Here is a 25,392-nt window from a genome sequence, read left to right as displayed (position 1 = left end):
TTAGTGATAACCTGCATCACCCACACGGACTTTATCTCTAAATACCCAGTATGAGAGGATCGTATAGGCAATGATAATCGGGATGAGAATTAGGGCACCAACCAGCGCAAATTTTTGGCTTGAAGCTGGTGCAGCAGCCTCCCAAATCGTCACTGATGGCGGAATAATATGAGGCCATAAACTAATCACAAAACCTGTGAAGGCTAAAAACACCAGCGCTAAAGTATAGATAAATGGCTTTAAATCCTGACGGTTTTTGCATGCTTTCAAGATTAAAGCAGTAAATAACACGACTAAAACAGGCACAGGGCTAAAATAAAGCAGATTTGGCAAGGCAAACCAGCGTGCTGCAATTTCAGGATGAGTCAGAGGTGTATAAAGACTGACGCAAGCAAATACCACAAAGAGCAGAATGATCAGCTTCGGCATTAAACGATACATTTGATCCTGTAGCTCATGATCTGTTTTCATAATCAGCCAGCCACAACCGAGTGCTGCATACATGGCAAGCACCCCCAAACCTGTAAATAAGGCGAAAGGTGTCAACCAGTCCAAACCCGAGCCTGAGAAAATTCCATTAGTGGTTTGAATCCCTTGAATATAAGCCCCTAGAATCACACCTTGAAAGAAGCTGGATAAAATCGAACCCCAGATAAAGGCTTGATCCCATAAATGCTTGGTACGATTGGCCTTAAAGCGAAATTCGAAGGCGACACCTCGGAAAATCAATGCAATTACCATCAAGGTAATGGGCATATACAAGGCGGAAAGCACGGTTGAATAGACCAATGGAAAAGCTGCGAATAAGCCTGCACCACCGAGCACCATCCAGGTTTCATTACCATCCCAGACGGGCGCAACGGTATTCATCATTACATCGCGTTCTTCTCGGTCTTTAATGAAGGGGAACAGAATCCCAATGCCGAGATCAAACCCGTCCAGAACCACATAGATCAGTACACCTAGACCAATAATACCAACCCATATCAGAGATAAATCAATCATGGCGTTTCTCCTTACTTTGGTCTTGTCCGTCAATGCTTTCATCGACTGCGCTGAGTGGACGCATTGGTGTTTTGAAATGACCAGGACCCGCAGGTTCAGGTTCAATCGCATCGATAAATTCAGGACCTTTTTTCAGTAGTTTCAGCATGTAGTAAATACCGCTACCAAAAACGATGGTATAGACCACCACAAAGATAATTAAACTGATCCCGACCTGATCGGCTGTCACACTATGCGAAAGGCCATCTTTGGTACGCATCACACCATAAATCACCCAAGGCTGACGACCAACTTCGGTGGTTACCCAGCCTGCAAGCAGAGCGATATAACCCGCAGGGCCCATCACAAAAGCGAACTTATGAAACCACGAAGTACCATAAAGTTTGCCAGTTTTACGCAACCATAAAGCAACCAATGAAAGCAGTACCATCAGCATGCCTAGACCGACCATGACGCGGAAACTCCAGAACACAATGGTGGCATTTGGGCGATCTTCAGGGGCGAAGTCTTTTAAACCTGTCACTTTGCCATCAAGAGAATGGGTCAGGATCAGGCTGCCGAGGTGAGGAATTCCGATTTCATACAGATTTTTTTCTTTATCCATATTCGGAATTGCGAAAAGCAGCAGAGGCATGGATTCGTTATGATTGGTTTCCCAATGTCCTTCAATCGCTGCGAGTTTGGCTGGCTGGTGCTTTAAGGTATTTAAACCATGGTTATCACCAATGACCACTTGCAAACATGAGGTGACCAGCACCATCCAGAGGCCCATCGAAAATGATTTTTTGACCAATTCATCACGACGGCCTTTGATTAAATGCCATGCGGCAGTACCTACTACCAAAAGTGACGATACTAAAAATGCGGCAGCAGCCATATGCGCTAGGCGATAAGGAAAGGATGGATTGAAAACAATGGCCCACCAGTCGGTTGGGATCACAATACCATTTTCAATAATAAATCCTTGTGGTGTTTGCATCCAGCTATTGGAAGACAGAATCCAGAACATGGAAATACAGGTACCGATGGCAACCATCAGGGTGGCAAAGAAATGTGCTTTGGGACTGACCCGTCCCCAGCCAAATAACATGATGCCAAGGAAGCCTGCTTCCAGAAAGAAGGCGCTCAATACTTCATAGGTAAGTAAGGGGCCTGTAACACCACCAGCGATTCGGGAAAATTCACTCCAGTTGGTTCCAAACTGATAGCTCATCACGACGCCTGAAACCACGCCCATACCAAAGGCAACAGCAAAGATTTTGATCCAGAACTTGAATAGATCTTTATAAATCGGGTTTTGAGTTCGAAGCCATTTCCATTCCAGCATTGCTAGAAAGCAAGCCAAGCCAATTGAGGTAGCTGGAAAGATAATGTGAAATGAAACAGTAAAGGCGAACTGTATTCGGGCTAATTCTAAAGCAGTGAGACCGAGATCCATATATCCTCTCCTATAACAGACGAGTAAAGCAGTCGCTAGGAAAATGTGAAAGAAGGGGCTTAAACGATTAAAAATAAACAGAACCTTAAAAATGTTCTCGGCGTATTTAAAACCTTTTAAGTTTTATTCATCATCCAGTCTTCTGCTGTATATGAGTAGGTACAATTTCTTCTTGTTTTTTTATAACAGATACGGAAATGCTAACTCATCTGTTATATTTTTTTAGCAAAATTCTGTAGCTATTCAGTTGTATGTTGCTCATTCAAAATAGCATAAGCAACGATACAATGTGTTAAATATTGATCAAGCATTGTAAGTCGTTTGAATGATAATACTTCTGACTGAATGGCGTTTAATTATGTTTGTCACCCCAGAGCTTTATGCGCTTACCCGACTTTTTCAAGGCAAGATACCGTCCCAATCAGTACAAGAACAGTTACATCTTGAATATGTCAATCTTGAAGCAACTTTATTAAGAGGTAAGGTGCTTAGAGATTTTTCTAAAGACAAAGTGACCTATATCGCGCAGGCGAAGATCGTGGAAAATAATCGTCATCTGGGCTATGTGTTTGCGCCATTGATTATTGCGAATCTAAATCAACCCGTGATCTATACCACGCCTGCGACAACGCCAGTTCTATCAATTTTTAAACAATATTATCAGGCAGAGAAAAGTATTCAACTCAAGATCGAAGATGTCCTTGATAGTCTCAAGCTCTATATTGAACTGGTGAATGATTCAGGAAATGAGGAAGATTTTCTTTTTCGTAGTCTGGTGAAAGCGCTTTGCAGAACGGATCTTTCCCATCTTTTTCTGGTAACAGATCTGGCGATCGATATGCATAAGCTTAAGGTGTTGCAAGATTTCTTTAAGGTCAAAATCACGATTATTCATACCGATCAAGATACACCTCAAGTGGATCATGCATTGATCAATATGCGCAAACTGTTATTTAAAAATAAAGATGATTTCCATAAAGAGATTTCTACGTTGTTCTCGCATCTGAATGCCCAATTGATTGCCAATATGGGCCAATTTTCCGAACAGCAGGCAGCGCACTTGATCGAAGATATGTTTTATTCCGAACACATTTTCGAGAAGTTATCGGTCTATGCGGAATATATGCAAACCCGTATTCAAAATGGCGCCAGTTTTAAGGTTTTATCGACGATGTAAACGAGGTTGAAAATTTTTTAATTTTTAAACAGGAGCAGATCAAATGTCTCAAGAGCAATCAAAATTTCCCTATTTGGCGGTAGGTATCAGTATTTTACTGGGCTGTTTATTTCTGGTGTTTTTCTTTTTGGCAGTGAGTAATCAACCTGATTATATGCCTTCACAACAAAAGCAGAATTCAACTCAAGCACAGCATTCTAGCCATACCCATCAATAGTTGATGCCACAGTTTATTTAGCTTGTTGCTAAGTATTGGTTAGCATTTTTTTGTTTTGATTTCTTGGTTAAATGGATGGTGATTTTAAGTTGTATCTGGATGGTATGAGACAAATCAGGAATAGAAAAATGCCCAGATTCATGATACTCCTAGTTGAGTAACAAATGAAAATAGCTCAGCTGAGGGCGACGCAATGGATAATTCAGAACAAACGGTTCATAAACAAGAAAATAATGGCTACGCGAGAATTGAGCCTTATACCCAGCCCGCCGGCGGATGGGGAGCATTGTTGAGCGTGGCTCGCAATCTTAAACGACAAGATATTCTTAAAAAAGGTTCGATTACTTTACTCAATATTAATCAGCCGACAGGTTTTGATTGTCCCGGTTGCGCTTGGCCTGAGAAAAAGGATGCGCATGCCTTTAACTTTTGTGAGAACGGTGCCAAAGCCGTTGCCTTTGAAGCCACCAGTAAGACCGTTACGCCAGAGTTTTTTGCCCAGCATACAGTGAGCTGGTTGGCAGAGCAGAGTGATTTCTATCTGGAAGATTTGGGGCGTTTAACCGACCCAATGCGTTATGATCCTGTTACCGATAAGTATGTTCCAATTTCTTGGGACGATGCATTTCAACTGATTGCCAAACATTTACAAGCTTTAGACCATCCTGACCAAGCGGCTTTCTATACTTCTGGTCGTGCCAGCAATGAAGCAGCATTTTTATATCAACTCTTTGTCAGAAGCTTTGGAACCAATAATTTCCCAGACTGTTCTAATATGTGTCATGAAACCACCAGTGTCGGTTTAAAAGATGCGATTGGTTTAGGTAAAGGGACGGTTATTCTGGATGACTTCGATCAGGCCGATGCGATCTTTAGTTTCGGGCATAACCCAGGAACCAATCACCCACGTATGTTAGCAACCTTGAGAGAGGTCTCAAGACGTGGGGGGAACATTGTTGCGATTAACCCGATCAAAGAACGTGGTCTAGAGCGCTTTCAAGATCCGCAAGCACCTCTGGAAATGATGACCAATGGTAGTACACCAATCAGTCGCTATTACTTCCAGCCAAAAATTGGGGGTGACTACGCGCTGATGTTCGGGGTGATGAAGCATTTACTGGAGTGGGACAAAAAAGCCCTTGCCAAAGGTGAGCATAGTGTTTTTGACCGCAGTTTTATCGAAATGAATACCATCGGTTTTGATGAAATGCTGGCGGAGATTGACGGTACCGCATGGTCTGAAATCCACAAGCATACTGGACTTTCAGCCGAGCATTTAGAGTCGATTGCCAAAATGTATCTGGATGCGAAAACGGCTATTTTCTGTTGGGGGATGGGGATTACCCAGCATCGTCATGGTACTGCCAATATTCATATGCTGGCCAATTTGATGCTGGCGCGTGGACATATCGGACGACCGGGTTCGGGGCTATGTCCTGTTCGTGGGCATAGTAATGTGCAGGGTGACCGTACCATGGGTATCAATGAAAACCCAAGTGATAAGCTACTCGATAGTATTGATCGCGTATTTGGCATCAAGTCGCCGCGTAAACATGGTTTTGGCGTGGTCGATACCATTAAGGCAATGTACGAAGGTGATGTAAAAGTCTTTATTGGCCTAGGCGGTAACTTTGCCGTTGCAACGCCTGATACACCTTATACCCAAGAAGCTTTACGCCGTTGTAATTTAACCGTCAATATTACTACCAAGCTGAATCGTAGCCATTTGGTGTGTGGTCAGGATGCATTGATGTTGCCTTGTCTTGGACGTACCGAAGTGGATATGCAGGTGCATGGACCTCAAGCGATTTCTGTAGAAGATTCGATGAGTAATGTGCATCTTTCAGCGGGACGTAATCCACCGATCTCTGAAAATATCTTGTCTGAACCCGATATTGTGGCACGTATGGCGGAAGCCGCGTTGCCTGAGAGTCATGTGAAATGGCGCTGGTATATTGAAAGTTATGATCGTATTCGTGACTCGATTGCCGATGTTTTTGATGAGTTTCATGACTTCAATCAACGGGTTTATCAACCGAGTGGTTTCCATTTAGAGCATCCAGCCAATCAGCATGTCTGGAATACCCCAAGTGGTAAGGCACAATTTTTGATTACGCCATTGGCCGAAGTATATGAGGATGAAGAAAACCAGTATGCCGCAGCTTATAGTGAGCAACAGGTGTATACCTTGATGACGACACGTTCGCATGACCAGTACAACACGACGTTATATGGTCTGGATGACCGTTATCGCGGGGTATTCGGGCAGCGCCGTGTACTGTTTATGAATCAGGCGGATATTGATGCAGCAGGCTTTGAGGCTGATCAATGGGTCGATATTGAAAGTGTGTTCTCGGATGGGGTAAAACGGATTGTCCATAGTTTCCGTATCGTGCCTTATAACATTCCACAAGGCAGTCTGGCAGCGTATTATCCTGAAACCAATCCATTGGTGGCCTTAGGCAGTCATGATAAATATGCCAAAATTCCAGCATCAAAAAGTATCCCTGTGATCTTGCATGCAGGTCAGGCGCCTGAGCATTTTAACTTAGCGGTTGCAGTCGATCCTGAACATGCCAATGAACGTGTGGGTGGCGTATAGTTGCGCGTCTAAGTAAAGAGGTCAATTGTGGATACCAAAACACGCGGCTATGAAACGGTGCAAGTGCATCGTTTCCATCAGGATCATTCTGAAGATGAAATGGATTATATTGTTCAGGAGTATCCTGTAGCACTGATTTATAATGGGATTTCTCATGCGGTCATGATGGCAACGCCATCAGACCTTGAGGTATTTGCCAAGGGTTTTAGTCTTTCAGAAGGGATATTACAAAGCTTAAACGAGTTGTATTCGCTTGAAATTCGTCACAATGCATTAGGCGTTGAGGTCGATATGACGATTTCATCGCGTGCATTTATGGCTCTCAAGGAACATCGCCGAATGATGGTGGGACGTACTGGTTGTGGTTTATGCGGGATCGAGAGCCTAAAGCAATTTTATGCCGATCTACCTTTGGTGAGCAGCAAGGTTTCGTCCTTGTGGCTCAAGCAAATCCCAAATGCCATTGCTCAACTAAAAGCCCGACAAAAAATTACTGAACTCACTGGTGGCGCACATGCTGCGGCATGGGTGGTACAAGGGCAAATCGTGGCACTGTTTGAAGATGTCGGCAGGCATAATGCTTTAGATAAATTACTTGGTCATCTGGCGGAGCAAAAACTGAATGTTGCCGAGGGCTTTGTAGTGATGACCAGTCGCGCCAGTTATGAGCTGGTTCGCAAATGTGCACAATATAATATTGGACTATTGGCCACCATTTCTGCACCCACCAGTATGGCGATTGAAATGGCAAAGCAATTAAATCTCACCTTAGCCAGTTTTTGCCGTGGTGATAGCTTTGTTTTGTATACGCAATAATAGTAAAAAATTGTGATTTGTTTGATCTCTAATGCATTGATTTGTGTAGGATATGAGCATTAAGTTTTTTTATTCCCAAATATTATGAATATACCTTTAAGACCTCAGCCTGTGATCAACAATCTTTCAGGTGAAAATGCTTTATTTATCGTGCTTGGCATCAACACCAACCCAGATCATTCAGGGGTGATTGATTTTCTCGCCAATTTTTCAGCCTTAGTCCGCAGCCTGACCAATCGTTTTCCGAACAGCAATTTCAGTGCTTCGGTGGGGATCGGCTCAAATGCTTGGGATTTACTGTTCCCTGATTTAAATAAACCGAAAGAACTGGCACCATTTCAAGAGATCAAAGGGCCGAGACATACTGCGGTCGCAACAACAGGTGATTTATTCTTTCATATCCGTGCCAATCAAATGGCAATTTGCTATGAACTTGCCTCAATTTTGCATGAGCAATTAAAAGAAGATACTTACCCAATTAGCGAGACCAAAGGTTTTAGATACTTTGATGGTCGCGCGATTATTGGTTTTGTAGATGGGACTGAAAATCCTGAGCATGAAATTGCCAAAGAGATTGCTTATGTCGGTTCAGAAGATGCTGAGTTCCTCGGTGGCAGTTATGTATTTATTCAAAAGTATTTACATAATATGGAAATGTGGAAGGGCTTAACTACTGAAGAACAGGAAAAAGTGATTGGTCGAAAGAAATATGACGATGTTGAGCTTGGCGATGATGTCAAACCTCAAAGTGCACATAATGTCGCAAGTAAGGCACATGATGCGGAAGGGAACGAACTTAAAATTTTAAGAGCGAATATGCCATTTTCAAATCCAACTGAAGGGGAGTATGGCACCTTCTTTATTGGTTATTCACGTTCTTTTAATATCACCAAAACCATGCTTGAGAATATGTTCTTGGGTAAAGAAACTGGTCATGTCGATCGCTTACTCGATTTTAGTACACCTGTTTCAGGGAGCTTATTCTTCGTTCCGACCTTTGATTTTCTCGAAGATTTAGGCGAGTAATTCAGAACCGCTGAAATGAATGCATTTATTTCAGCGGGAAATATTTATGGAGTGATCAGGTATTGTTGCAACTGGGTTCGGAATTGATCTGGGATACGACCTGATTTTTGTGTACTGAAATCGAAATACACCTGAACCGCTTTGCCACGCGCAACGCAATGCTCATTTTGCCAAGCTTCATGGGCAACAACGAATGAAGAATTTCCAATCTGCTCAATCCATGTTTTGATTTCAATCTCAGCGCCGTAATAGATTTGGGCAACAAAATCGACTTCAACCCGTGCCAGAATCAAAGGCAGATTTTTGATCTCCATGCCGGGGTTAAATAGGCGGAAAACTGGTTCACGTGCAGTTTCAAACCAACCTGTAATCACAGTATTGTTGATATGTCCAAAAGCATCGGTTTCATAGAATCTAGGCGTAATCGAAAGTGTAAACATAGATGAATGGTTATTTTCTTATTTAAACTCAAATACTATAAGGGCTGAATCTTTAAAAATCAGCCCAAATAATCGACTTAAGCGTTTACGAAGCCTGAGATAAGCCGCCACCTAAAGCTTTATAGAGTTCGATCTGATTATTTAATTTGGTTTGTTCCAGCAGCAGTAGACCTTGTTGAGCCGCATAGGCAGAACGTTGTGCATCCAGCACCGTCAAATAACTGTCAATGCCTGCTCTAAAACGGGCCGTAGATAATTTATAGGTGGTATCGGTTGCAGCAACCAAACGGCGTTGTGCACTCAAACGATCCTCAATATGGGCACGTGCAGCAAGGGCATCATTGACTTCACGAAAAGCGGATTGAATGGCTTTTTCATAATCTGCAACGGCAATTTTTTGCTCTGTTTCAGAAATTTTAATATTGGCTTTACGCGTTCCCCAATCAAAGATTGGAAGATCAATACTTGGCCCAACTGACCAAGAGAAGCCACCTGATTTAAATAAATCTTTGAGATCTGTCGATGCATAGCCCGCTGAGCCTGTCAGACTAATGGTCGGGAACATACGTGCTTTTGCTGCACCAATATTTGCCCCAGCAGCAAGCAGCTGATATTCAGCAGCTTTCAGGTCTGGACGATTATTGAGTAAATCACTGCTTAGGCCTGTTGTAAAGCTACGTTCAGCACTGATATTTTTCACGGCTTGATTCGGCAGGAGATTTTGAGGAACAGCTTGACCAGCCAATAGATCCAGTAGGTTTTGTGCTTGTGACACTTGGGTCTTATAGGTCGCCACATCATTTCGGGCGGTTTCAACTGAAATCTGTGCCTGACGTAAAGGAACTTCACTATCAATTCCGACATCAAAGCGTTTCTTGTTGAGGTTAAATGAATCGAGTTGTGCTTTTAACGTTTGCTCAGCCAGATTTAAATTGGCCTTTGCATAGGCATAATTCAACCATGCTTGGCTGACCTGACTCACCAGACTAATTTGAGTGGCATCTCTGGCACTTTGGGTGGCAAGATAATTATTCAGTGCTGCGTCTTTTAAACTCTGTACACGACCCCAAAAGTCTAACTCATAAGCAGTTACCCCAAGACCGACTTGAAAGGTGGAATAAGGATTATTCGGATTTACAGTAGGGTTAACCTGTCTTACAGCGCTGCCAGTCGCACCAATGGTCGGTAACTGGTCATTTTTGCTGATTTGATATTGTTGCTGTGCACGTTGGATATTCAGCGTTGCAGTACGTAAATCACGGTTGTGATTTAAACTGATTTCAATCACTTGTAATAAGCGCGGGTCAGAAAAAAATTGTTGATAACCTTGATTGGCAATCGAAGTTCCAGTTGTGGTTTGGGAAAAGGTTTGTGGAGTATCCGATTGAATCGCAGGTTTTGGTGCCTGCATATTCATACACGCCGTCAAGGCAATTGAGAGTGTAGAGACAAGCAAGCCACGAGATAAGACAGTCGCTTTAGACATGATCTTCTCCAAATAAGATAAGAATAAATGCAGAGGAGGAGGCAGAGGAAATCCGTTGATTCCCTCTGCGCAATGTCATTTAAGATGGATTTTTTTGCTTCGAAGAAAATAGCTTTTCAACTGCACCCAGAATGAAAATAAAGAACACGGGTACAAAGAAGATTGCCAGAATCGTCGCTGAAATCATGCCGCCAAATACACCTGTACCTAAGGCATGCTGTGTTTCTGAACTGGCACCCGAAGCGATCACCAGTGGAATTACACCACAGGTAAAGGCCAGCGAAGTCATCAAAATCGGGCGTAAACGAAGTTTAGCTGCGGCAACGGTGGCCTCGACTAAACTCATGCCTTCTTCTTTCAGCATCTTGGCAAATTCGACAATCAGGATCGCGTTCTTGGCGGATAAACCAATAATGGTAATCAGGCCAATTTTAAAGAACACATCATTCATCAAGCCTCGAGACATAATCGCAACGATGGCACCAAAGATACCCAAAGGCACGACCAGCATCACTGAAAGTGGAATTGCCCAACTTTCATAAAGTGCAGCCAGAACAAGGAATACCACCAGCATAGAAAGAGCAAGTAAGAACGCCATCTGCGATTCAGATTGCTTTTCTTGCAAAGAAATACCTGTCCATTCATAGCCAATCCCTTTCGGTAGTTTGGCAATCAGGTTTTCCATTTCACGCATGGCATCGCCTGATGAGGTATCGAAGTTCGGGATACCTGCAATACTCAACGATGGGCGACCGTTATAGCGGTTATATTGCTGTGGCGCTTTATTCCATTGCGGTGTAACCACTTCAGATAAAGAGACCAATTGTCCATTTGACCCCATCACTTTCAGATTCAAAATATCTTTTAATTGCATTCGTGACTTGGCATCGACCTGAACAATGACTTGTTGCATACGTCCCTGATTTGGGAAGTCATTGATATACATCGAACCCATTGACGTTGAAATGATGTCAGAAACGTCAGAGAATTTCACACCAAGAACATTCAATTTCGCACGGTCAATTTTTAAAGAAATATTGTCACCTTGCGGTAAGCCTTCATTCCAAACCATATAGAACTTTTTATTCTTGGCTGCCATTTCCATTAACTGGTCTTGTGCAGCTAACAGCGCAGGCATACCCAGATTCGCACGGTCTTGTAAGCGTAAGCTGAAACCGGCAAATGTCCCAAGTTCATCAATGGCAGGTGGAAGCACCGCCATGGTTGCACCTTCTTTGCTATGTGCCATGGTTTCATTGACGCCGTTGGTCATTTCGCTGGCACTTGAGGTACGCTCTTTAAAATCTTTGAGCGTAGTAAACGCAATACCCACGTTTTGACCCGCACCACTGAAGCCCCAGCCCATAATGGTGGTGTTACTTTTGACATTCGGATTGTCTTTTAAACTGTTTTCAAACTCATTGACGACGCCTCTCGTTCTTTCAGCCGTGGCATCAGAAGGCAACTGGAACGAAGTCAGGAACCAGCCTTGGTCTTCTTCTGGCATAAAGGCGGTTGGCCAGTATTTCATGCCTGCAAAAGTAAGACCTGTAATGACCACAAAAATCGCCATCATTGGAACGCTATGCTTGATCACTTTCAGCAGAATCAATTCATACTTTTTAGTAACTTTATCGAAGCTACGGTCAAACCATGCAAAGAAACCTTTCTTTTGATGATGTCCATCAATCGGTTTAAGGATAGTGGCACATAATGCAGGAGTCAAAATCAACGCCAATAATGCAGAGAACAGAATCGACACCGACATGGTTAAGGTAAATTGTTGATAGATAATGCCGACCGAACCACTGGCAAATGCCATTGGTAAGAATACCGCTGCCAAGACCAAGGTAATACCAATAATCGGACTGGTGATTTCCTTCATGGCTTTGGACGTTGCTTCTTTCGGTGGCAGACCTTCAGTTGCCATAATCCGTTCGACGTTTTCCACCACCACAATTGCATCGTCGACGATAATCCCGATGGCGAGCACCATACCAAACATGGTCAGTACGTTAATCGAGAAGCCTGCCATGAGCATGACTGCAAAAGTACCCAACAGCGCAATCGGTGCAACAATCGCTGGAATTAAGGTATAGCGGACATTGTGCAAGAATAAATACATGACAATGAACACCAGAACCATGGCTTCAAGTAAGGTATGAATTACTTTTTCGATTGAAATTTTAACGAAAGGCGCGGTGTCGTAAGGAATACTGAATTGCATGCCTTCTGGTAAATTGAGTTTTAATTCTTCAATTTTTTCTCTGACACCTTCAGCCGTTTTTACAGCATTGGCACCCGGACTGAGCTGAATCGCAGCCGCCGTTGCAGGTTTACCATTTTCTAAAATTGCAAAGTTATAGGCTTGTGAACCCATCTCCACATTCGCAACGTCAGACAGTTTAATAACACTACCGCTGGTCTTACTCTTGAGACTGATATTTTTAAATTGTTCAACATCGCCCAATTGACCTTCGGCAGATAAAGGAATTGTAATCAATTGCCCTTTGGCAGCAGGCAGATCACCGAGTCGGCCAGGTGCAATCTCGACGTTATTTTCACGGATGGCATTGTTGACATCACTAATCGACAGACCGTAAGACACTAGTTTGTTTGGGTCAACCCAAATCCGCATGGCTTTTTCAGCACCGAAGGATTGAACTTTACCTACACCTTCAACACGTTTCAGCTCTTCGACCACGTTACGGACCAGATAATCACTCACGTCAACTTCAGAATATTGCCCGTTCGGTGAGTTGATTCCAACCAGCATCAGGAAGCCTGATGAAGAAGCCTCAACTTGTAAGCCTTGTTGGCGAACCACTTGAGGTAAACGTGCTTCAACAGCCTTGATCTTGTTTTGTACATCGACCTGCGCCATTTCAACATCTGTACCCGGTTTAAAGGTCGCAGAAATCTGAGCTGTACCAGAGGTATCCGTGGTCGCGCTGTAGTAAAGTAGATTTTTAACCCCAGATAATTCCCGTTCGATCAAAGTCACAACGCTGTCATTGATCGTTTTAGGAGTTGCACCCGGATATACCGCAGTAATGTTGACTTGAGGTGGTGCCACACTTGGAAAGCGGGCAATCGGTAATTTGGGAATACTAAGGACCCCAAATAAAATAATGAAAATCGCAATCACCCATGCAAACACAGGGCGGCGAATGAAGAATTGTGACATCATCATTGGGCTCCTTGTGTTGCAGGTACTTTCCAGTTGCTGATTTCAAGTTTTTGATTGGGCTGAATACGGTCAATACCTTCTACAACCACTTTATCGCCTGTTTTTAGGCCTTTATTGGCGATATAGAACTGATCATATTGTTGTCCCAGCTCAATTGGGCGAATCTCTGCTGCACCTTTGGCATTGATCACATAGACTTGCGGCTCGCCATTGATGTTGCGTTGTACCGCTTGTGCTGGAATCAATAAGGCTTGAGGGATCGAAGCACGGTCAATATTGACACGCACATACATACCCGGAAGTAATTTTCTTTCAGGATTATTTACTTCAATACGAATGGTGACATCGCCAGTTTCTGGATCAACATTGATGTCTTCAAAGAGCATTTTGGCTGTGACGTTATAGGCTTGACCATGACTATTTGAAATACGTACAGTTTTTTCATTATTGGCAGAAAGCTCACCACTTTGTAGCGCAGCCTGTAAACGTTCGTATTCACCAATCGACTGTTTTACATCAACATACACCTTGTCAATTTGCTGTACGGTTGCCATGGTATTGGCATCACCTTGGCTGACCAAAGCCCCTTCGGTCACAAATGACTGTCCAATACGACCCGAAATCGGTGCGCGCACCGTAGCATATTGCAGATTCAGGTTTTGACGGGTGAGCAGCGCTTTCATCTGGGCAACATCGGCTAAGGCCTGACGATATTCAGCTTGTGCATTACTGACTTCCTGCTTACTGATCGCGTTGCTTGGCAGTAATTGTTCATACCGTTCTAACTGAACTTTTAAACGTACCACTTCCGCTTCAGCTTTATTGAGGGAAGCTTTGTTGCTATTCACATCGGCTTGAAAAGTTTCCGCGTTAATTTTATAAAGTGCTTGGCCTGCTTTAACTTCACTGCCTTGTTTAAATAGCACTTTTTCAATAATACCGCCAACCTGCGGACGGATCTCGGCAGTACGGAAGGCCTGTACACGTGCGGGCAAGTTTTCGCTAAAGTTGACTGCTTGTGGTTGAAGACTTAACACGCTCACTTTGGCAAGCGGTGTTTCAGCAGGTTTTGCCTCGTCAGAACCACAGCCTTGTAGCACAAGCCCGATGGATAAAAATAATGGAAGTAATAAACGCTTTTGCATTCTGTCCGACCTTGGGAGTTTTTGATGCTGACATTATTTTTCTGTTTTGTGTAACCAACATCGGGGAAGTGTGGAAAAAGTGTGGAGATCGACAGATAAATCAGCGTATCATGCAAAATGACCGTAGTTATTCGATGATTGATTCATGTTTGAAGCCTCATTTTCTTTTGATTGCCGTGATAAGCAGATTCTCGTCGTAGAAGATGAGTACGATATTGGCGATATTATTGAGCACTACTTAAAACGAGAAGGCATGCAGGTGCTTCGAGCCATGAATGGTAAACAAGCAATTGAAATTCATGCTGCTCAACCGATTGACCTAATCCTGCTGGATATTAAATTACCTGAATTAAATGGCTGGGAAGTACTGAGCAAAATCCGCCAAAAAGCCCAAACTCCTGTGATTATGCTGACCGCACTGGATCAGGAAATTGACAAGGTCATGGCATTAAGAATTGGTGCAGATGACTTTGTGGTCAAGCCTTTCAATCCCAATGAAGTGGTTGCACGGGTGCAGGCTGTTTTGAGAAGAGCACAACAAAATCAGCAAGCGCAAAATAAAAATCTGCTATATAAAAATATTGAGATTCACACGGCCATTCACAGTGTTTATGTTCATCAGCAAGATCGGAAAACCTTACTGAATTTAACTTTGACCGAATATAAAATCCTGATTCTGATGCTGGAGTACCCGCATAAAGTATTTACCCGAAGTGAGCTGATGAGCTACTGCTTACCCGATAGTGATGCTTTGGAGCGGACAGTCGATAGCCACGTCAGTAAATTAAGAAAAAAACTCGAGGAGCAGGGACTAGAGCAGGTCTTAATTAATGTTCGTGGTGTGGGTTATCGTTTTGATTATCCGCAAACCTTTTAATTTTTAGTTTCAGATATTCGTACAAGTCGTTTGAGAAATAACATGAAAAATAAATCAGGCATTAGTAAACAGCTCTTTATCGCTTTAAGTATTGTGAACTTGAGTGTGACGCTGTTTTCGATTTTTCTTGGCTATTTCATCTATAACTACGCGATTGATGCGGGCTGGCTGACTTTAAGTTCATTGCAAGACGACTGGACTGAATTCCATTTTGTTGACTGGATCTGGTTAGGAACCGTAATTTTTTGTGGTGCGGTGATTTCTTTAATCATTGGGATGTTTCTTGCTCAGCGTTTTATTAAACCAATTAATTATCTGGCGGAAGCTGCACAAAAAATTAGTCAGGGAGATCTTTCAGCCAGAGCAGAGGATAGCCAGATTCATTCCGCTGAAATTTCTGAACTCATGCATAATTTTAATAATATGGCGAAAAAATTAGAAAGTTCAGTCGAAAATGCTCAGGTCTGGAATGCTGCAATCGCCCATGAATTAAGAACTCCCATCACCATTTTGCAAGGACGTCTACAAGGTGTTCTCGATGGTGTGTTTAAGCCTGATGAAGCATTATTTAAAAGCTTGTTAGGACAAGTGGAAGGATTATCACATCTGGTGGAGGATTTGCGGACTTTAAGCCTGGTTGAGAATCAGCAACTCAGATTACATTATGAAGCTGTTGATCTAAAAGTCCTTGCAGACAACGTATTGAAACTGTTTGAACATCGTTTACAGCAAGCAGGATTAGAACCTGTACTTGAGATTTCAACGACCCCAGTAAATTGTGACCAGCGCCGTATTGAGCAAGTTCTTATGGCATTGATTGATAATGCCATTCGTTATGCCAATGCTGGAAAACTGAGCATTTCTTCAAAATTAGTTGTAGATCATTGGATTATTCAAATTGCTGATCAAGGACCTGGTATTGCTTCTGAATATCAGCAAGATTTATTTGATCCTTTTTTCAGACTTGAACAGTCCCGTAATAAAGAATTCGGCGGAACAGGGTTGGGTTTGGCAGTTGTGCACGCGATTGTCGTCGCTCATAAAGGGGCGATTGAATACAGCAATCCTGCCAATAATAGTGTGTTTACTATTAAGCTGCCTGCAACATCGTCTTCTGTATAGATGACACCATTTTTGCTGTTTAAACAGAGCGAAGCTGGACAAATCCAAGCACGCTGATTTTATAATCATAAAAACAAATAAATTAATATAAAAATATTGGTTCTTATATTAAATCGTTTGCATATATTTAATGAGATCACTCATTTTTGTGATTGAGGAATTGTGAATAAAATTCAACGTTAAAAAATATAATGAATGATCTATAGGAAAGAAAATGACAGTACTCACACAACTTTCAGCCGCAATTGAAAGTGCTCCACGTTGGCATGAATATAAGAAAAATCGTTTAGATACTGTACAGATTACACCTATCGAAGGTGCATTGGGTGCAGTTGTGACTGGGCTAGATGCCAGTAAACCTCAAAGCGGGGAAGTGATCCTCAAGCTGAAAAAGGCATTGCATGAACATTTAATTCTGGTTTTCAAGGCACAAGATCTAAAAGACAATGACTTACTCGCTTTTGCCAGTTATTTTGGCGGGATTTTCCGCCCACCAACAGATATTCCGGTATTGGCAACGCGGAATGATACCAATGCACCACCCGATATCGTGCCCGTATCCAATGCGGTTGGAGAGGGGGATTATACTGGTCATGGGGAACTCACCCCGCATAGTGATCATCACTGGACCCCACAGCCTTCTAGTGGATCTTTACTTTACGCAATTGAACTTCCAAAAGATGGGGGCGCAACCAGTTGGTATAACACTGTTCAGGCGTATGAAGACCTTGATCAGGAAACCAAAGACGAAATCGAAGGGCTGCAACTGATTACTTATAATCCATTCTTGCGATTAAAGGATAAAAGCCCGATTCCCAAATATCGCTTCTCTGATCAACCTGTATTAGGCGCTGCATTTCCCCATCCATTGGTCCGTACGCATTCTGAGAGTGGTCGCCGTGGTATCTATCTTGATGCACAAACCGAAGTGGAAGTTGTCGGGTATGACGACAAAAAGGGTTCTGCATTGATTGAACGCTTAAGAGCGCACATTGTGCAACCTCAATATCGTTATGAACATCAGTGGGAAATTGGAGATATTGTTTATTGGGATAATCAGTTGACCTTGCATTCGCGGACCGCTTTTCCTGCCGAGCAACGTCGTTTACTGAAACGTGTTAGTTTGGCAGGTGCAAGACCATTCTAAAATGAAATTGAGCCAGTGAAAGCTGGCTTTTAATTTCCAGCTTTTGCCAATTCTGCTTCGATATAACTAATAATCATGGTACTTAGACCTTTGACCATTTCATCAAAGCTGATTTGTGGATTGGGCAAGATCAAGTGCCGTGCGACATTAAAGATACTACTATTAATGCTGATATAAGCAGTCACACTAAGATTATTCACTTTCAAATAGCGAGGATGGCGAATCATATATTTCATCAATACTTCCATCAATGCCATTTCGATCTGACCAATATATTTTTCGTACTTGAGTTCAGTCGCATAGCGAAGGCAAATCAGATAACGATCATCATCACGCGTCAGCAAGTCTCTAAAGGTATAGAAAATCATTTCGAATAATGGTTCCAGCTCTTGCTCAATAATGATGGGCGTGAGCTCTTTCACCATATCCAAAACTTCTTTAACAAAGGTTTTTGCCATCGCGTCATAGATTTCTTCTTTATTCTTGAAGTATTCATACAGCGAACCGACACTTACACCTGCAATATCAGCAATATGCCGTGTGGTGGTGCCGCTGGTACCGTTGGTTGCAACTGCAATAAAACCTGCTTCAATAATGGTGTCTACGGTCACTTTCGAACGCGACTGACGTGGTTTACGTGTAGCCATAAAGTATTATTATTAAAATCCGAACATAACTTCAGATTAACATGTGCAGCAATTGGTTGAAAGTGTCAGTCCAGTAATCCGAACAAATAAAATTACAAGTTTTTTAAATTTGTTTTTAATCCTGTAATAAATAAGTATACCTGAAATGAAAGCATTCAATTTTTAGAAAATATTAATTTTAGCTTTTAATTTAATATATTGATAATTATATATAAAAATATTTTTACATCATAATGAAAGATATTTTTAGAGCAAATTTCCTTTAAATCTGTTTTGTAGAAAATTGAGGAAAAATCATAAAAATTACCCGAATTGAATCCGAACATAAGATCGGTTTACATTTGCTTTATACGAGGATCAGGTTCAAGAAAATCTCCCGAATATTTTTTCGTACTTTCCTGTCAGTTGGGATAGTCGAAAAGAGATGAACCAGACGAAAAGAATGTAAAAGGGCAAATGACGCTCAAGTGACTAGGTAGGTGTAGCCATGATTAGCAGCACATTAAGGAAAGGTTTAAGTTTATTTAAATCGAATCCAATAACTGAGCAAATCGATTTTGCGAGTAAAAAAAGTATTCCAATTCGTCATTTAGCAATCGGATTTGAAGGCAAGGAAGTTGATTTATCATTCTATATGAACAATCAATTCGCAACGATTTTTTTCGCTACGCTTTCTGTATTTTTAACCTATGGCGAAGATCTAGTGATTGAGACAGCACGTCATCATCGTGACTTACTCAAAGATCCTGTTTTAAAACAACGTGTCACTTCATTGATTGGACAAGAAGCAATTCATTCAAAACTACATAATGAATTTAATGATGCGATTGTTGAGCTAGATTACCCTGTAAAATTCTATCGCTTTCTGGGCGAGCAATTCTTTGAATATATTTTCTTGAAATTTCCGCAACCTCTAAAACTTTCTCTCATGGCGGGGATTGAGCATTTCACCGCAGTATTGGCTGAATACATGATGGAGCATGAGCAGAACTTCTATTTCTCGGATGATGCCAAAACCCGTGCTTTATGGATGTGGCATATGCTGGAAGAGTCAGAGCACAAAGATGTTGCCTATGATGTCTATCAGACATTGAATGGTAATTATGCGTTACGTGTTTCAGGCTTCTTCTTGGCTTATTTCACGATTTTAGGTCTTATCCCGTTCTCAGCAACCTTGGTGCCTATTTTCCGTAAGCCACAAGAAATGCTCACTACAAAATTCTGGAAAGATGCACGCCGTGGAGTGAAGCTGATTTTTAGTCCGAAAGATGGCGTTTTTGGTAGTACCCAAGGCCGTATTTTTGACTATTTACGGACTGACTTTCATCCAAATGATCATGATGCTTCAGCTTATTTTGCCTACTATGAGAAGAAGCTTTTATCTGAGGGTGGTGCCTTACATCCATTCTTTGTAAAAGAGTTCACACCTAAAGTACAGGCAGCTTAATCACAGCATTGATTAAGGGCAGCAGAGGTTGCATTTGTATGGATATGTCGAGTTGGCAAAATCGCTCATGTGGATATGAGCAATTTGGTTCTAGTCATATTTGATCTGTGCACTATGCTGTCAGGAACTTACTTAATAAGCCGAGTACAAAAGGCTTATTAGGAGAAATGACAGAGCATTGACTTAAATTATTTAAGGATTGAATCAAGTAAAATTGCAGAAATAATCTTATAGACAATTTTATTTTCAATCGATGTGCTGTTGTTGGACTTTTATTCTCTCTGGGGATCAAGCCATGGTTGCTCAAATGATTCGAAATGTCTTTTCAGACAAATTAAGCACGAAATATCAGGGGATTATTCAGAACCTAGCAAATAAATCGCCCATTCCAATTCGTCATTTTGACTTTAAGTTTAATCCGTCAGAACTAGATGAACGATTTTTCTTAAATAAAGAATTAGCAACTTCTTACTTTCATGCCTTATCCATTTTCTTAACCTTTGGTGAAGATGTGGTGATCGAAACGGCACGTCACCATCGTGATTTTATTGATGATCCGATTTTAAAACAAAGACTGACTTCTTTGATTGGTCAGGAAGCCATTCATTCAAAAATACATAATCAGTTTAATGACGAAGTGCTGAAAGAAAATGGCTATCCAGTCGAGTTGCTACGTGCGATTGCTGGCAAGGTGTTTGATTATGGGATCTATAAACTTCCACAGTCTTTACAGCTTTCATTGATGGCCGGCATTGAACATTACACGGCTGTGCTTGCTGAATTTATGATGCAGCACGAAGAATATTTACTTGGCTCACAAGATGAAAGACAACGTGCCATGTGGATGTGGCATATGTTGGAAGAGTCAGAGCATAAAGATATTGCCTATGATGTGTTCCTTGAGTTGTCTGGTGATTATTGGCTCCGAATCACAGGTTTCCTGTTGGCCAGTTTGACGATTTTAGGAGGTGTTTCACTGGGTGGCTATCTGATGCCATTTGTACGGAAACCAAGCAATCTGATTAATCCTCGCTATATGAAAGATATTGTGGAGAGTACCGCGTTGTTATTCGGTAGTGAACGTGGCGTGTTCGGTAGCAGTTTCATGCATATTCTTGAGTATCTGCGTCCAAGTTTCCATCCCAATGACCATGATACGACTGCGTATATGGCGTACTACAAAGAGCGTTTATTGAATCCTGAAACAGGTTTATTAAGCCCTTATTTCCTTAAAGAGTTTGTGCCACCTGTACGTGCAGCTTCTGCATAACTTGGTCCAAGTCAATATGATATTGCTGGGAAAACAATGATGAGATTATTTGCTAAGAAAACCAAGCCAAGCCAAAAAGCATTTGCTGTGGTGACGGGTGCCGGAAGCGGGATTGGTCGTAGTTTTGCGCTTGAACTGGCGAAACGTGGCGGCACTGTGGTGTGTTCAGATATCAATTTAGACGCAGCCAGAGAAACCGTAGCGCAGATTGAAGCGCTAGGTGCGAAAGCATTTGCGGTGAAATGTGATGTTGGCAATGCCAAGCAAGTAGAAAAGCTGGCAGAACAGGCTGAGCAATTGATGCAACATCCAACCACATTGGTCATCAATAATGCTGGTGTTGGTTTAGGCGGCAAGTTTGATGAAACTTCGCTGGAAGACTGGAAGTGGGTCTCTGATATCAATTTATGGGGCGTTATCCACGGTTGCCATTATTTCGTACCTAAATTTAAACAGCTCGGTCGTGGTGCGATTATCAATGTTGCATCTGCGGCATCTTATACAGCTGCACCCGAAATGACAGCCTATAACGTGACTAAAGCGGGTGTACGTGCATTATCGGAGACGCTTTCTGCTGAGCTTCGTAAACATAACATCAAGGTGAATGTACTTTGCCCAACGCTGGTACCAACCAACATTATCAAGAATGGCAAAGTCCCACATAAAGGGATTCTGGACTATGCATTGACTAATCTGGCGTTTACCACCAGTGACAAGGTCGCAAAGCTGACGCTAGACCGTCTGGATAAAAATGAGCTTTATACTATTCCACAGATTGATGCCAAGTTATTCTGGCTCATGAAACGTACGGCACCAAATTTATATGCAAAATTTTTGGGCACATCATATCGATTTATGAAATAACCCTGATTAAGCAACAGAACTGAAAGAGTGAAATAAAGAGATAACCTGTTGGTAATCAACGATTTCAGCTACATGATACAAAGGACATTTTAAATGACAGCTCAAGCAAAAAAATTAAATTCAGCTGAAGGAAAGGCTTTACCCTCGCACATTTACGATACTTTTATCGTTGGTGCAGGTATTTCAGGTATTGCGACAGCAATTCGTCTGGATCAGGTGGGGTATAGCAACTACAAAATTATTGAAAAAGCGACACGTGTCGGTGGTACATGGCGTGAAAATACCTACCCAGGTTGCGGCTGTGATGTACCCTCAGCTTTATATTCCTACTCATTTGCGCCAAGTGCAAAATGGAGTCACTTGTTTGCGCGTCAACCTGAAATTCTGAACTACCTAGAAGAAGTGAGTGAAAATTTTGGGGTGAACTCAAAAATCGAGTTTGGTACGGAATTGCTCAATGCAGCATGGGATAACCAGCGTAATCTTTGGGTGATCGATACCAATAAAGGGCAGTACCTGTCTAAGACTGTGATCTTTGCTACAGGGCCGATTACCGAAGCACAAATTCCAAAGCTTGATGGACTGGAAACTTTTAAAGGTGAAATGTTCCATTCAGCTAAATGGAATCATGATTATGATTTGACAGGTAAACGTATTGCAGTGATTGGTACAGGTGCATCTGCCATTCAGTTCGTACCGCAGATTCAGCCAAAAGCCAAAGAGCTGTATGTGTATCAACGTACTGCGCCGTGGGTGGTGCCAAAACCTGATACTGACTTGGGTGATGTCAGCAAAGCGCTGATCGAGAAGTTTCCATTGATTCAAAAGACTTGGCGTAAAACGGTTGCCCAGTCTCTGAATGCGATCAACTTTGGTTTACGTAATCCAGCGGTATTAAAACCTGTGGGTGAATTGGCAAAACTGATTTTACGCTTCCAGATTGAAGATCCTGAACTACGTAAAAATGTGACGCCGAACTTTACCATTGGCTGTAAACGTTTATTGTTTGCCAACAACTATTATCCTGCTTTGCAGCAACCGAATACTAAACTGATTCCACATGGATTGGTGAAGGTCGAAGGCAATACCGTTGTTTCAGCAAATGGTGAGCGTCATGAAGTGGACGTGATTATTTGGGGAACAGGCTTTGAGGTGTCTCATCCACCGATTGGCAAACGTGTTTCAAATGAAAAAGGCGAATGCCTGAATGATTTATGGAAAAGCAGTTCGCCAGAAGCCTATTTAGGTACAAGCATTGAAAATGTGCCGAATGCATTCTTGGTATTGGGGCCTAACGTACTGGTTTATGATTCATTTATTGGCTTGGCTGAAGCTCAGCTAGATTATATCGTAGATGGTCTGCTTAAAATCAGAGACAAAGGCATTGCCAAACTCAACATTAAGCCTGAAGTGATTAAGCAGCATAATGAATTGGTACAGAAACATCTTAAAACCACTGTGTTTAATGCGGGTGGATGTAAGAGTTACTATTTAGATGCCAATGGTCGTAACTTTGCTGCTTGGCCTTGGTCATTAAAAAAGTTAAAGCAACGTTTAAAACGTATGGACTTGAATGATTATCAAGTGACTTATCAGACTGAGAAAACTAACTGATTCTAAATCAATCATCAAAGAGCAGTAAATTTTATCTAAGGATGGAATTTGCTGCTTATTTTTTGCAAGATAGAAAGAAATATGGGGGAAAATAATGAAAGAAGGACAATCAAGCCGAACGGCGGAAGCGGCTGCCGCATTGCGTGCCAATCATTTTCAGAATGCTGCAGATCCTGTCTTTGCAGATCCTTTTGCATTCGAGCTAACCAGTAAAGGCTGGAAGGCATTGCTCAGCACGCCATTAACCGTCAAGCTAATGAATTCTTCCGTGTTTAATCGCACCTTGGGCTTATTAACAGGACAAGTGGTAGGACGTTCACGTTATGCAGAAGATCAGCTCTATGTAGCCATTGAACGTGGTGTCGAGCAATATGTCTTAGTGGGTGCGGGGCTAGATTCATTTACCTTGAGACAGGCACAACAATTTCCTCAGCTCAAGATTTACGAAGTGGATCATCCTGATACCCAAGCCGCAAAACAAAAGAAATTACACCAATTGGGAGAGCTCCCAGCGAATGTGGAGTTTGTTGCAATCGATTTTGAAAAAGAATCTATTGCAGATGCTTTGGCACGTAGTACGTTGAAGCAAGATCAAGCAGCTTTTTTCTCGTGGCTGGGTACGACACATTATCTTGAACCAGAAACCACGTTCCATACCTTAGCCAGCATTGCAAAAATTGCTGCACAGGGAAGCGAAGTGGTTCTGGATTATTCAATTGATTATCGGGAGTTAGAAGGTGTTGAACGTTTCGGAACTTTATTTGTCTCCCAATTTACACGATTTTTAAAAGAACCATTAAAAGGTCAATTTAGACCGAAAGCATTGCATCAAGCTGTTGCTGAAATGGGGTATAACGTGATTGAAGATTTATCAGGTGATGGGTTGAGTGAGCGTTATTTTCATGCTCGTCCAGATCATATCCGTCATACCATTGCAACGCATATGTTGCACTTACAGTTAGCTCAGCGTTGATGATTCAGAGGCACGAATAAAAAAGCCCTTAAATGCACATAGGCATTTAAGGGCAGATACTGCTAATGCTATGGATTAGCGGCGTTTATTATAAACGGCCATCGCTGCTGGCAGGTTTTTACGCATGTCGCTGATACGTTGTGTATTTGATGGGTGAGTTGACAAGAATGAACTGCCACCAGCGCCATCTAAGCGATTCATCTTTTCCCACAGGCTGATTGCTGCATTTGGGTTATAGCCTGCTTTTGCCATCAACATTAAACCGCCATAATCGGCACGGCTTTCAAGGTTGCGTGAGTAAGGTAGACCGATACCAACCTGACTGCCTAAATCAATTGCAGCGCCACCTAGATCACCAATGCTGTTGCCTGCATAAGATTTACCAATCCCAATTGCAAGATTAGTTAAAGCTTGTGCACCGATTTTGCTCTTTGCATGTTCTTCTAAGGCATGCGTCATTTCATGGCCCATCACCGCTGCAATTTCGTCATTGGTCAGGTTGAGCTTATTAACAATACCTGTATAGAAGACCACTTTACCGCCTGGTGCAACATAAGCATTGACCGTATCAGATTTTAATACCGCAAGTTGCCAATCAAAACGTTGGCCTGTCTGATTCATTTGATCCGCATAAGGCTTTAAGCGGTTGAATACGGTGTTGATACGTTGATATGTACTTGAGCTACTATCCAACTGGTTTTTAGCACGCGCTTCCTGAGTCATTTTTGAGAAACTTTGTGCTGATTGCGCGTTTAAAGTCGCGCTGTCCGCACCTGCCATATCTGCGAACGATGCGCAGCCAGAAATTGTCATCACAGTTACAGCGCAAAGGCTTAAAGCTAATTTCTTCATACTTATTCTCTCCAAATCAGTATCTTATGAATATAGT

General features: G+C 42.1%; 21 protein-coding genes. 13 read left to right on the top strand and 8 right to left on the bottom strand.

From position 1 onward, the window contains the following. Both cydB and AWW72_RS07210 read right to left on the bottom strand, forming a co-directional pair. Entirely contained in the window at positions 1-1,005 is a 1,005-nt protein-coding gene (gene cydB / locus AWW72_RS07215) for a cytochrome d ubiquinol oxidase subunit II (RefSeq protein ID WP_062846895.1), read from the bottom strand. After that, entirely contained in the window at positions 998-2,443 is a 1,446-nt protein-coding gene (locus AWW72_RS07210; RefSeq protein ID WP_062846894.1) for a cytochrome ubiquinol oxidase subunit I, read from the bottom strand. Before AWW72_RS07210 ends, cydB begins: the two co-directional genes overlap by 8 nt. A gap of 358 nt (positions 2,444-2,801) precedes the next feature. Between AWW72_RS07210 and AWW72_RS07205 the strand changes: the two genes are divergently transcribed. The 5 genes from AWW72_RS07205 (at position 2,802) to AWW72_RS07190 (ending at position 8,281) form a co-directional block, all read left to right on the top strand. After that, positions 2,802-3,620 (top strand): hypothetical protein, encoded by an 819-nt coding sequence (locus tag AWW72_RS07205; protein WP_062846893.1) that lies wholly within the window; start codon positions 2,802-2,804, stop codon positions 3,618-3,620. 43 nt (positions 3,621-3,663) lie between these two features. Continuing rightward, the gene (locus AWW72_RS19430; protein WP_148087538.1) at positions 3,664-3,837 is read left to right on the top strand and encodes a cbb3-type cytochrome oxidase assembly protein; all 174 of its coding nucleotides are present in this window, start codon (positions 3,664-3,666) and stop codon (positions 3,835-3,837) included. Positions 3,838-4,030: 193 nt separating this feature from the next. Further along, the gene (locus AWW72_RS07200) at positions 4,031-6,439 is read left to right on the top strand and encodes an FdhF/YdeP family oxidoreductase (protein WP_062846892.1); all 2,409 of its coding nucleotides are present in this window, start codon (positions 4,031-4,033) and stop codon (positions 6,437-6,439) included. A 27-nt stretch (positions 6,440-6,466) separates the two neighbouring features. After that, positions 6,467-7,255, top strand: a complete 789-nt coding sequence (gene fdhD, locus AWW72_RS07195) for a formate dehydrogenase accessory sulfurtransferase FdhD (protein ID WP_062846891.1) — start codon at positions 6,467-6,469, stop codon at positions 7,253-7,255. Positions 7,256-7,339: 84 nt separating this feature from the next. Continuing rightward, positions 7,340-8,281 (top strand): Dyp-type peroxidase, encoded by a 942-nt coding sequence (locus tag AWW72_RS07190; protein ID WP_062846890.1) that lies wholly within the window; start codon positions 7,340-7,342, stop codon positions 8,279-8,281. A 44-nt stretch (positions 8,282-8,325) separates the two neighbouring features. Here the strand turns inward: AWW72_RS07190 and AWW72_RS07185 are convergent, their stop codons facing one another. From AWW72_RS07185 to AWW72_RS07170, 4 genes are all read right to left on the bottom strand, one after another. Further along, the gene (locus tag AWW72_RS07185; RefSeq protein ID WP_062846889.1) at positions 8,326-8,721 is read right to left on the bottom strand and encodes an acyl-CoA thioesterase; all 396 of its coding nucleotides are present in this window, start codon (positions 8,719-8,721) and stop codon (positions 8,326-8,328) included. An 85-nt stretch (positions 8,722-8,806) separates the two neighbouring features. Further along, entirely contained in the window at positions 8,807-10,207 is a 1,401-nt protein-coding gene (gene adeC / locus AWW72_RS07180; protein ID WP_062846888.1) for an AdeC/AdeK/OprM family multidrug efflux complex outer membrane factor, read from the bottom strand. A 79-nt stretch (positions 10,208-10,286) separates the two neighbouring features. Beyond that, a complete protein-coding gene (locus AWW72_RS07175) occupies positions 10,287-13,397 on the bottom strand; it encodes an AdeB/AdeJ family multidrug efflux RND transporter permease subunit (protein WP_062846887.1) in 3,111 nt (1,036 codons plus the stop codon). Then, entirely contained in the window at positions 13,397-14,542 is a 1,146-nt protein-coding gene (locus AWW72_RS07170; protein ID WP_062846886.1) for an efflux RND transporter periplasmic adaptor subunit, read from the bottom strand. The genes AWW72_RS07175 and AWW72_RS07170 overlap by 1 nt, the downstream gene beginning before the upstream one ends. 145 nt (positions 14,543-14,687) lie before the next feature. Here AWW72_RS07170 and adeR point away from each other — a divergent pair, with 145 nt between their 5' ends. The 3 genes from adeR to AWW72_RS07155 all read left to right on the top strand — a co-directional run bounded on the left by adeR (position 14,688) and on the right by AWW72_RS07155 (position 17,688). Then, on the top strand, positions 14,688-15,419 hold the full coding sequence (gene adeR, locus AWW72_RS07165) for an efflux system response regulator transcription factor AdeR (protein WP_062846885.1): 732 nt from the start codon (positions 14,688-14,690) through the stop codon (positions 15,417-15,419). A gap of 42 nt (positions 15,420-15,461) precedes the next feature. After that, positions 15,462-16,541, top strand: coding sequence for a two-component sensor histidine kinase AdeS (adeS, locus tag AWW72_RS07160; protein WP_062846884.1), 1,080 nt, complete (start codon positions 15,462-15,464; stop codon positions 16,539-16,541). A gap of 214 nt (positions 16,542-16,755) precedes the next feature. After that, positions 16,756-17,688 carry a TauD/TfdA dioxygenase family protein gene (locus AWW72_RS07155; RefSeq protein WP_062846883.1) on the top strand — a complete coding sequence of 311 codons (933 nt, stop codon included), beginning with the start codon at positions 16,756-16,758 and terminating at the stop codon, positions 17,686-17,688. 29 nt (positions 17,689-17,717) lie between these two features. Here the strand turns inward: AWW72_RS07155 and AWW72_RS07150 are convergent, their stop codons facing one another. Continuing rightward, the gene (locus AWW72_RS07150; protein ID WP_004772738.1) at positions 17,718-18,335 is read right to left on the bottom strand and encodes a TetR/AcrR family transcriptional regulator; all 618 of its coding nucleotides are present in this window, start codon (positions 18,333-18,335) and stop codon (positions 17,718-17,720) included. Positions 18,336-18,822: 487 nt separating this feature from the next. Between AWW72_RS07150 and AWW72_RS07145 the strand changes: the two genes are divergently transcribed. The 5 genes from AWW72_RS07145 to AWW72_RS07125 all read left to right on the top strand — a co-directional run bounded on the left by AWW72_RS07145 (position 18,823) and on the right by AWW72_RS07125 (position 24,503). Then, entirely contained in the window at positions 18,823-19,782 is a 960-nt protein-coding gene (locus AWW72_RS07145) for a metal-dependent hydrolase (protein ID WP_062846882.1), read from the top strand. Positions 19,783-20,077: 295 nt separating this feature from the next. Further along, complete coding sequence (locus AWW72_RS07140) at positions 20,078-21,052, top strand: metal-dependent hydrolase (protein WP_005258110.1); 975 nt, start codon at positions 20,078-20,080, stop codon at positions 21,050-21,052. Between the two features lie 39 nt (positions 21,053-21,091). After that, complete coding sequence (locus AWW72_RS07135) at positions 21,092-21,916, top strand: SDR family NAD(P)-dependent oxidoreductase (protein ID WP_047428196.1); 825 nt, start codon at positions 21,092-21,094, stop codon at positions 21,914-21,916. 93 nt (positions 21,917-22,009) lie between these two features. Then, positions 22,010-23,530, top strand: coding sequence for a flavin-containing monooxygenase (locus tag AWW72_RS07130; RefSeq protein WP_004772732.1), 1,521 nt, complete (start codon positions 22,010-22,012; stop codon positions 23,528-23,530). A 94-nt stretch (positions 23,531-23,624) separates the two neighbouring features. Then, entirely contained in the window at positions 23,625-24,503 is an 879-nt protein-coding gene (locus AWW72_RS07125; protein WP_062846881.1) for a class I SAM-dependent methyltransferase, read from the top strand. Positions 24,504-24,578: 75 nt separating this feature from the next. Here the strand turns inward: AWW72_RS07125 and AWW72_RS07120 are convergent, their stop codons facing one another. Further along, a complete protein-coding gene (locus AWW72_RS07120) occupies positions 24,579-25,355 on the bottom strand; it encodes a M48 family metallopeptidase (RefSeq protein ID WP_004772729.1) in 777 nt (258 codons plus the stop codon). Positions 25,356-25,392: the final 37 nt, after the last annotated feature.

The sequence above is a fragment of the Acinetobacter sp. NRRL B-65365 genome (assembly GCF_001605865.1).
In the GTDB taxonomy this organism is placed as follows: Bacteria; Pseudomonadota; Gammaproteobacteria; order Pseudomonadales; family Moraxellaceae; genus Acinetobacter; species Acinetobacter vivianii.
Note: the sequence above shows the minus strand (reverse complement) of the source record. Positions and strands in the feature narration are given on the sequence as shown.

Bases quoted from the DNA above. Each gene is read 5' to 3' on its own strand.
- cydB (WP_062846895.1), bottom strand. From the start codon at position 1,005: ATGATTGATTTATCTCTGATATGGGTTGGTATTATTGGTCTAGGTGTA.
- AWW72_RS07210 (WP_062846894.1), bottom strand. From the start codon at position 2,443: ATGGATCTCGGTCTCACTGCTTTAGAATTAGCCCGAATACAGTTCGCC.
- AWW72_RS07205 (WP_062846893.1), top strand. From the start codon at position 2,802: ATGTTTGTCACCCCAGAGCTTTATGCGCTTACCCGACTTTTTCAAGGC.
- AWW72_RS19430 (WP_148087538.1), top strand. From the start codon at position 3,664: ATGTCTCAAGAGCAATCAAAATTTCCCTATTTGGCGGTAGGTATCAGT.
- AWW72_RS07200 (WP_062846892.1), top strand. From the start codon at position 4,031: ATGGATAATTCAGAACAAACGGTTCATAAACAAGAAAATAATGGCTAC.
- AWW72_RS07190 (WP_062846890.1), top strand. From the start codon at position 7,340: ATGAATATACCTTTAAGACCTCAGCCTGTGATCAACAATCTTTCAGGT.
- AWW72_RS07185 (WP_062846889.1), bottom strand. From the start codon at position 8,721: ATGTTTACACTTTCGATTACGCCTAGATTCTATGAAACCGATGCTTTT.
- adeC (WP_062846888.1), bottom strand. From the start codon at position 10,207: ATGTCTAAAGCGACTGTCTTATCTCGTGGCTTGCTTGTCTCTACACTC.
- AWW72_RS07175 (WP_062846887.1), bottom strand. From the start codon at position 13,397: ATGATGTCACAATTCTTCATTCGCCGCCCTGTGTTTGCATGGGTGATT.
- AWW72_RS07170 (WP_062846886.1), bottom strand. From the start codon at position 14,542: ATGCAAAAGCGTTTATTACTTCCATTATTTTTATCCATCGGGCTTGTG.
- adeR (WP_062846885.1), top strand. From the start codon at position 14,688: ATGTTTGAAGCCTCATTTTCTTTTGATTGCCGTGATAAGCAGATTCTC.
- adeS (WP_062846884.1), top strand. From the start codon at position 15,462: ATGAAAAATAAATCAGGCATTAGTAAACAGCTCTTTATCGCTTTAAGT.
- AWW72_RS07155 (WP_062846883.1), top strand. From the start codon at position 16,756: ATGACAGTACTCACACAACTTTCAGCCGCAATTGAAAGTGCTCCACGT.
- AWW72_RS07150 (WP_004772738.1), bottom strand. From the start codon at position 18,335: ATGGCTACACGTAAACCACGTCAGTCGCGTTCGAAAGTGACCGTAGAC.
- AWW72_RS07145 (WP_062846882.1), top strand. From the start codon at position 18,823: ATGATTAGCAGCACATTAAGGAAAGGTTTAAGTTTATTTAAATCGAAT.
- AWW72_RS07140 (WP_005258110.1), top strand. From the start codon at position 20,078: ATGGTTGCTCAAATGATTCGAAATGTCTTTTCAGACAAATTAAGCACG.
- AWW72_RS07135 (WP_047428196.1), top strand. From the start codon at position 21,092: ATGAGATTATTTGCTAAGAAAACCAAGCCAAGCCAAAAAGCATTTGCT.
- AWW72_RS07130 (WP_004772732.1), top strand. From the start codon at position 22,010: ATGACAGCTCAAGCAAAAAAATTAAATTCAGCTGAAGGAAAGGCTTTA.
- AWW72_RS07125 (WP_062846881.1), top strand. From the start codon at position 23,625: ATGAAAGAAGGACAATCAAGCCGAACGGCGGAAGCGGCTGCCGCATTG.
- AWW72_RS07120 (WP_004772729.1), bottom strand. From the start codon at position 25,355: ATGAAGAAATTAGCTTTAAGCCTTTGCGCTGTAACTGTGATGACAATT.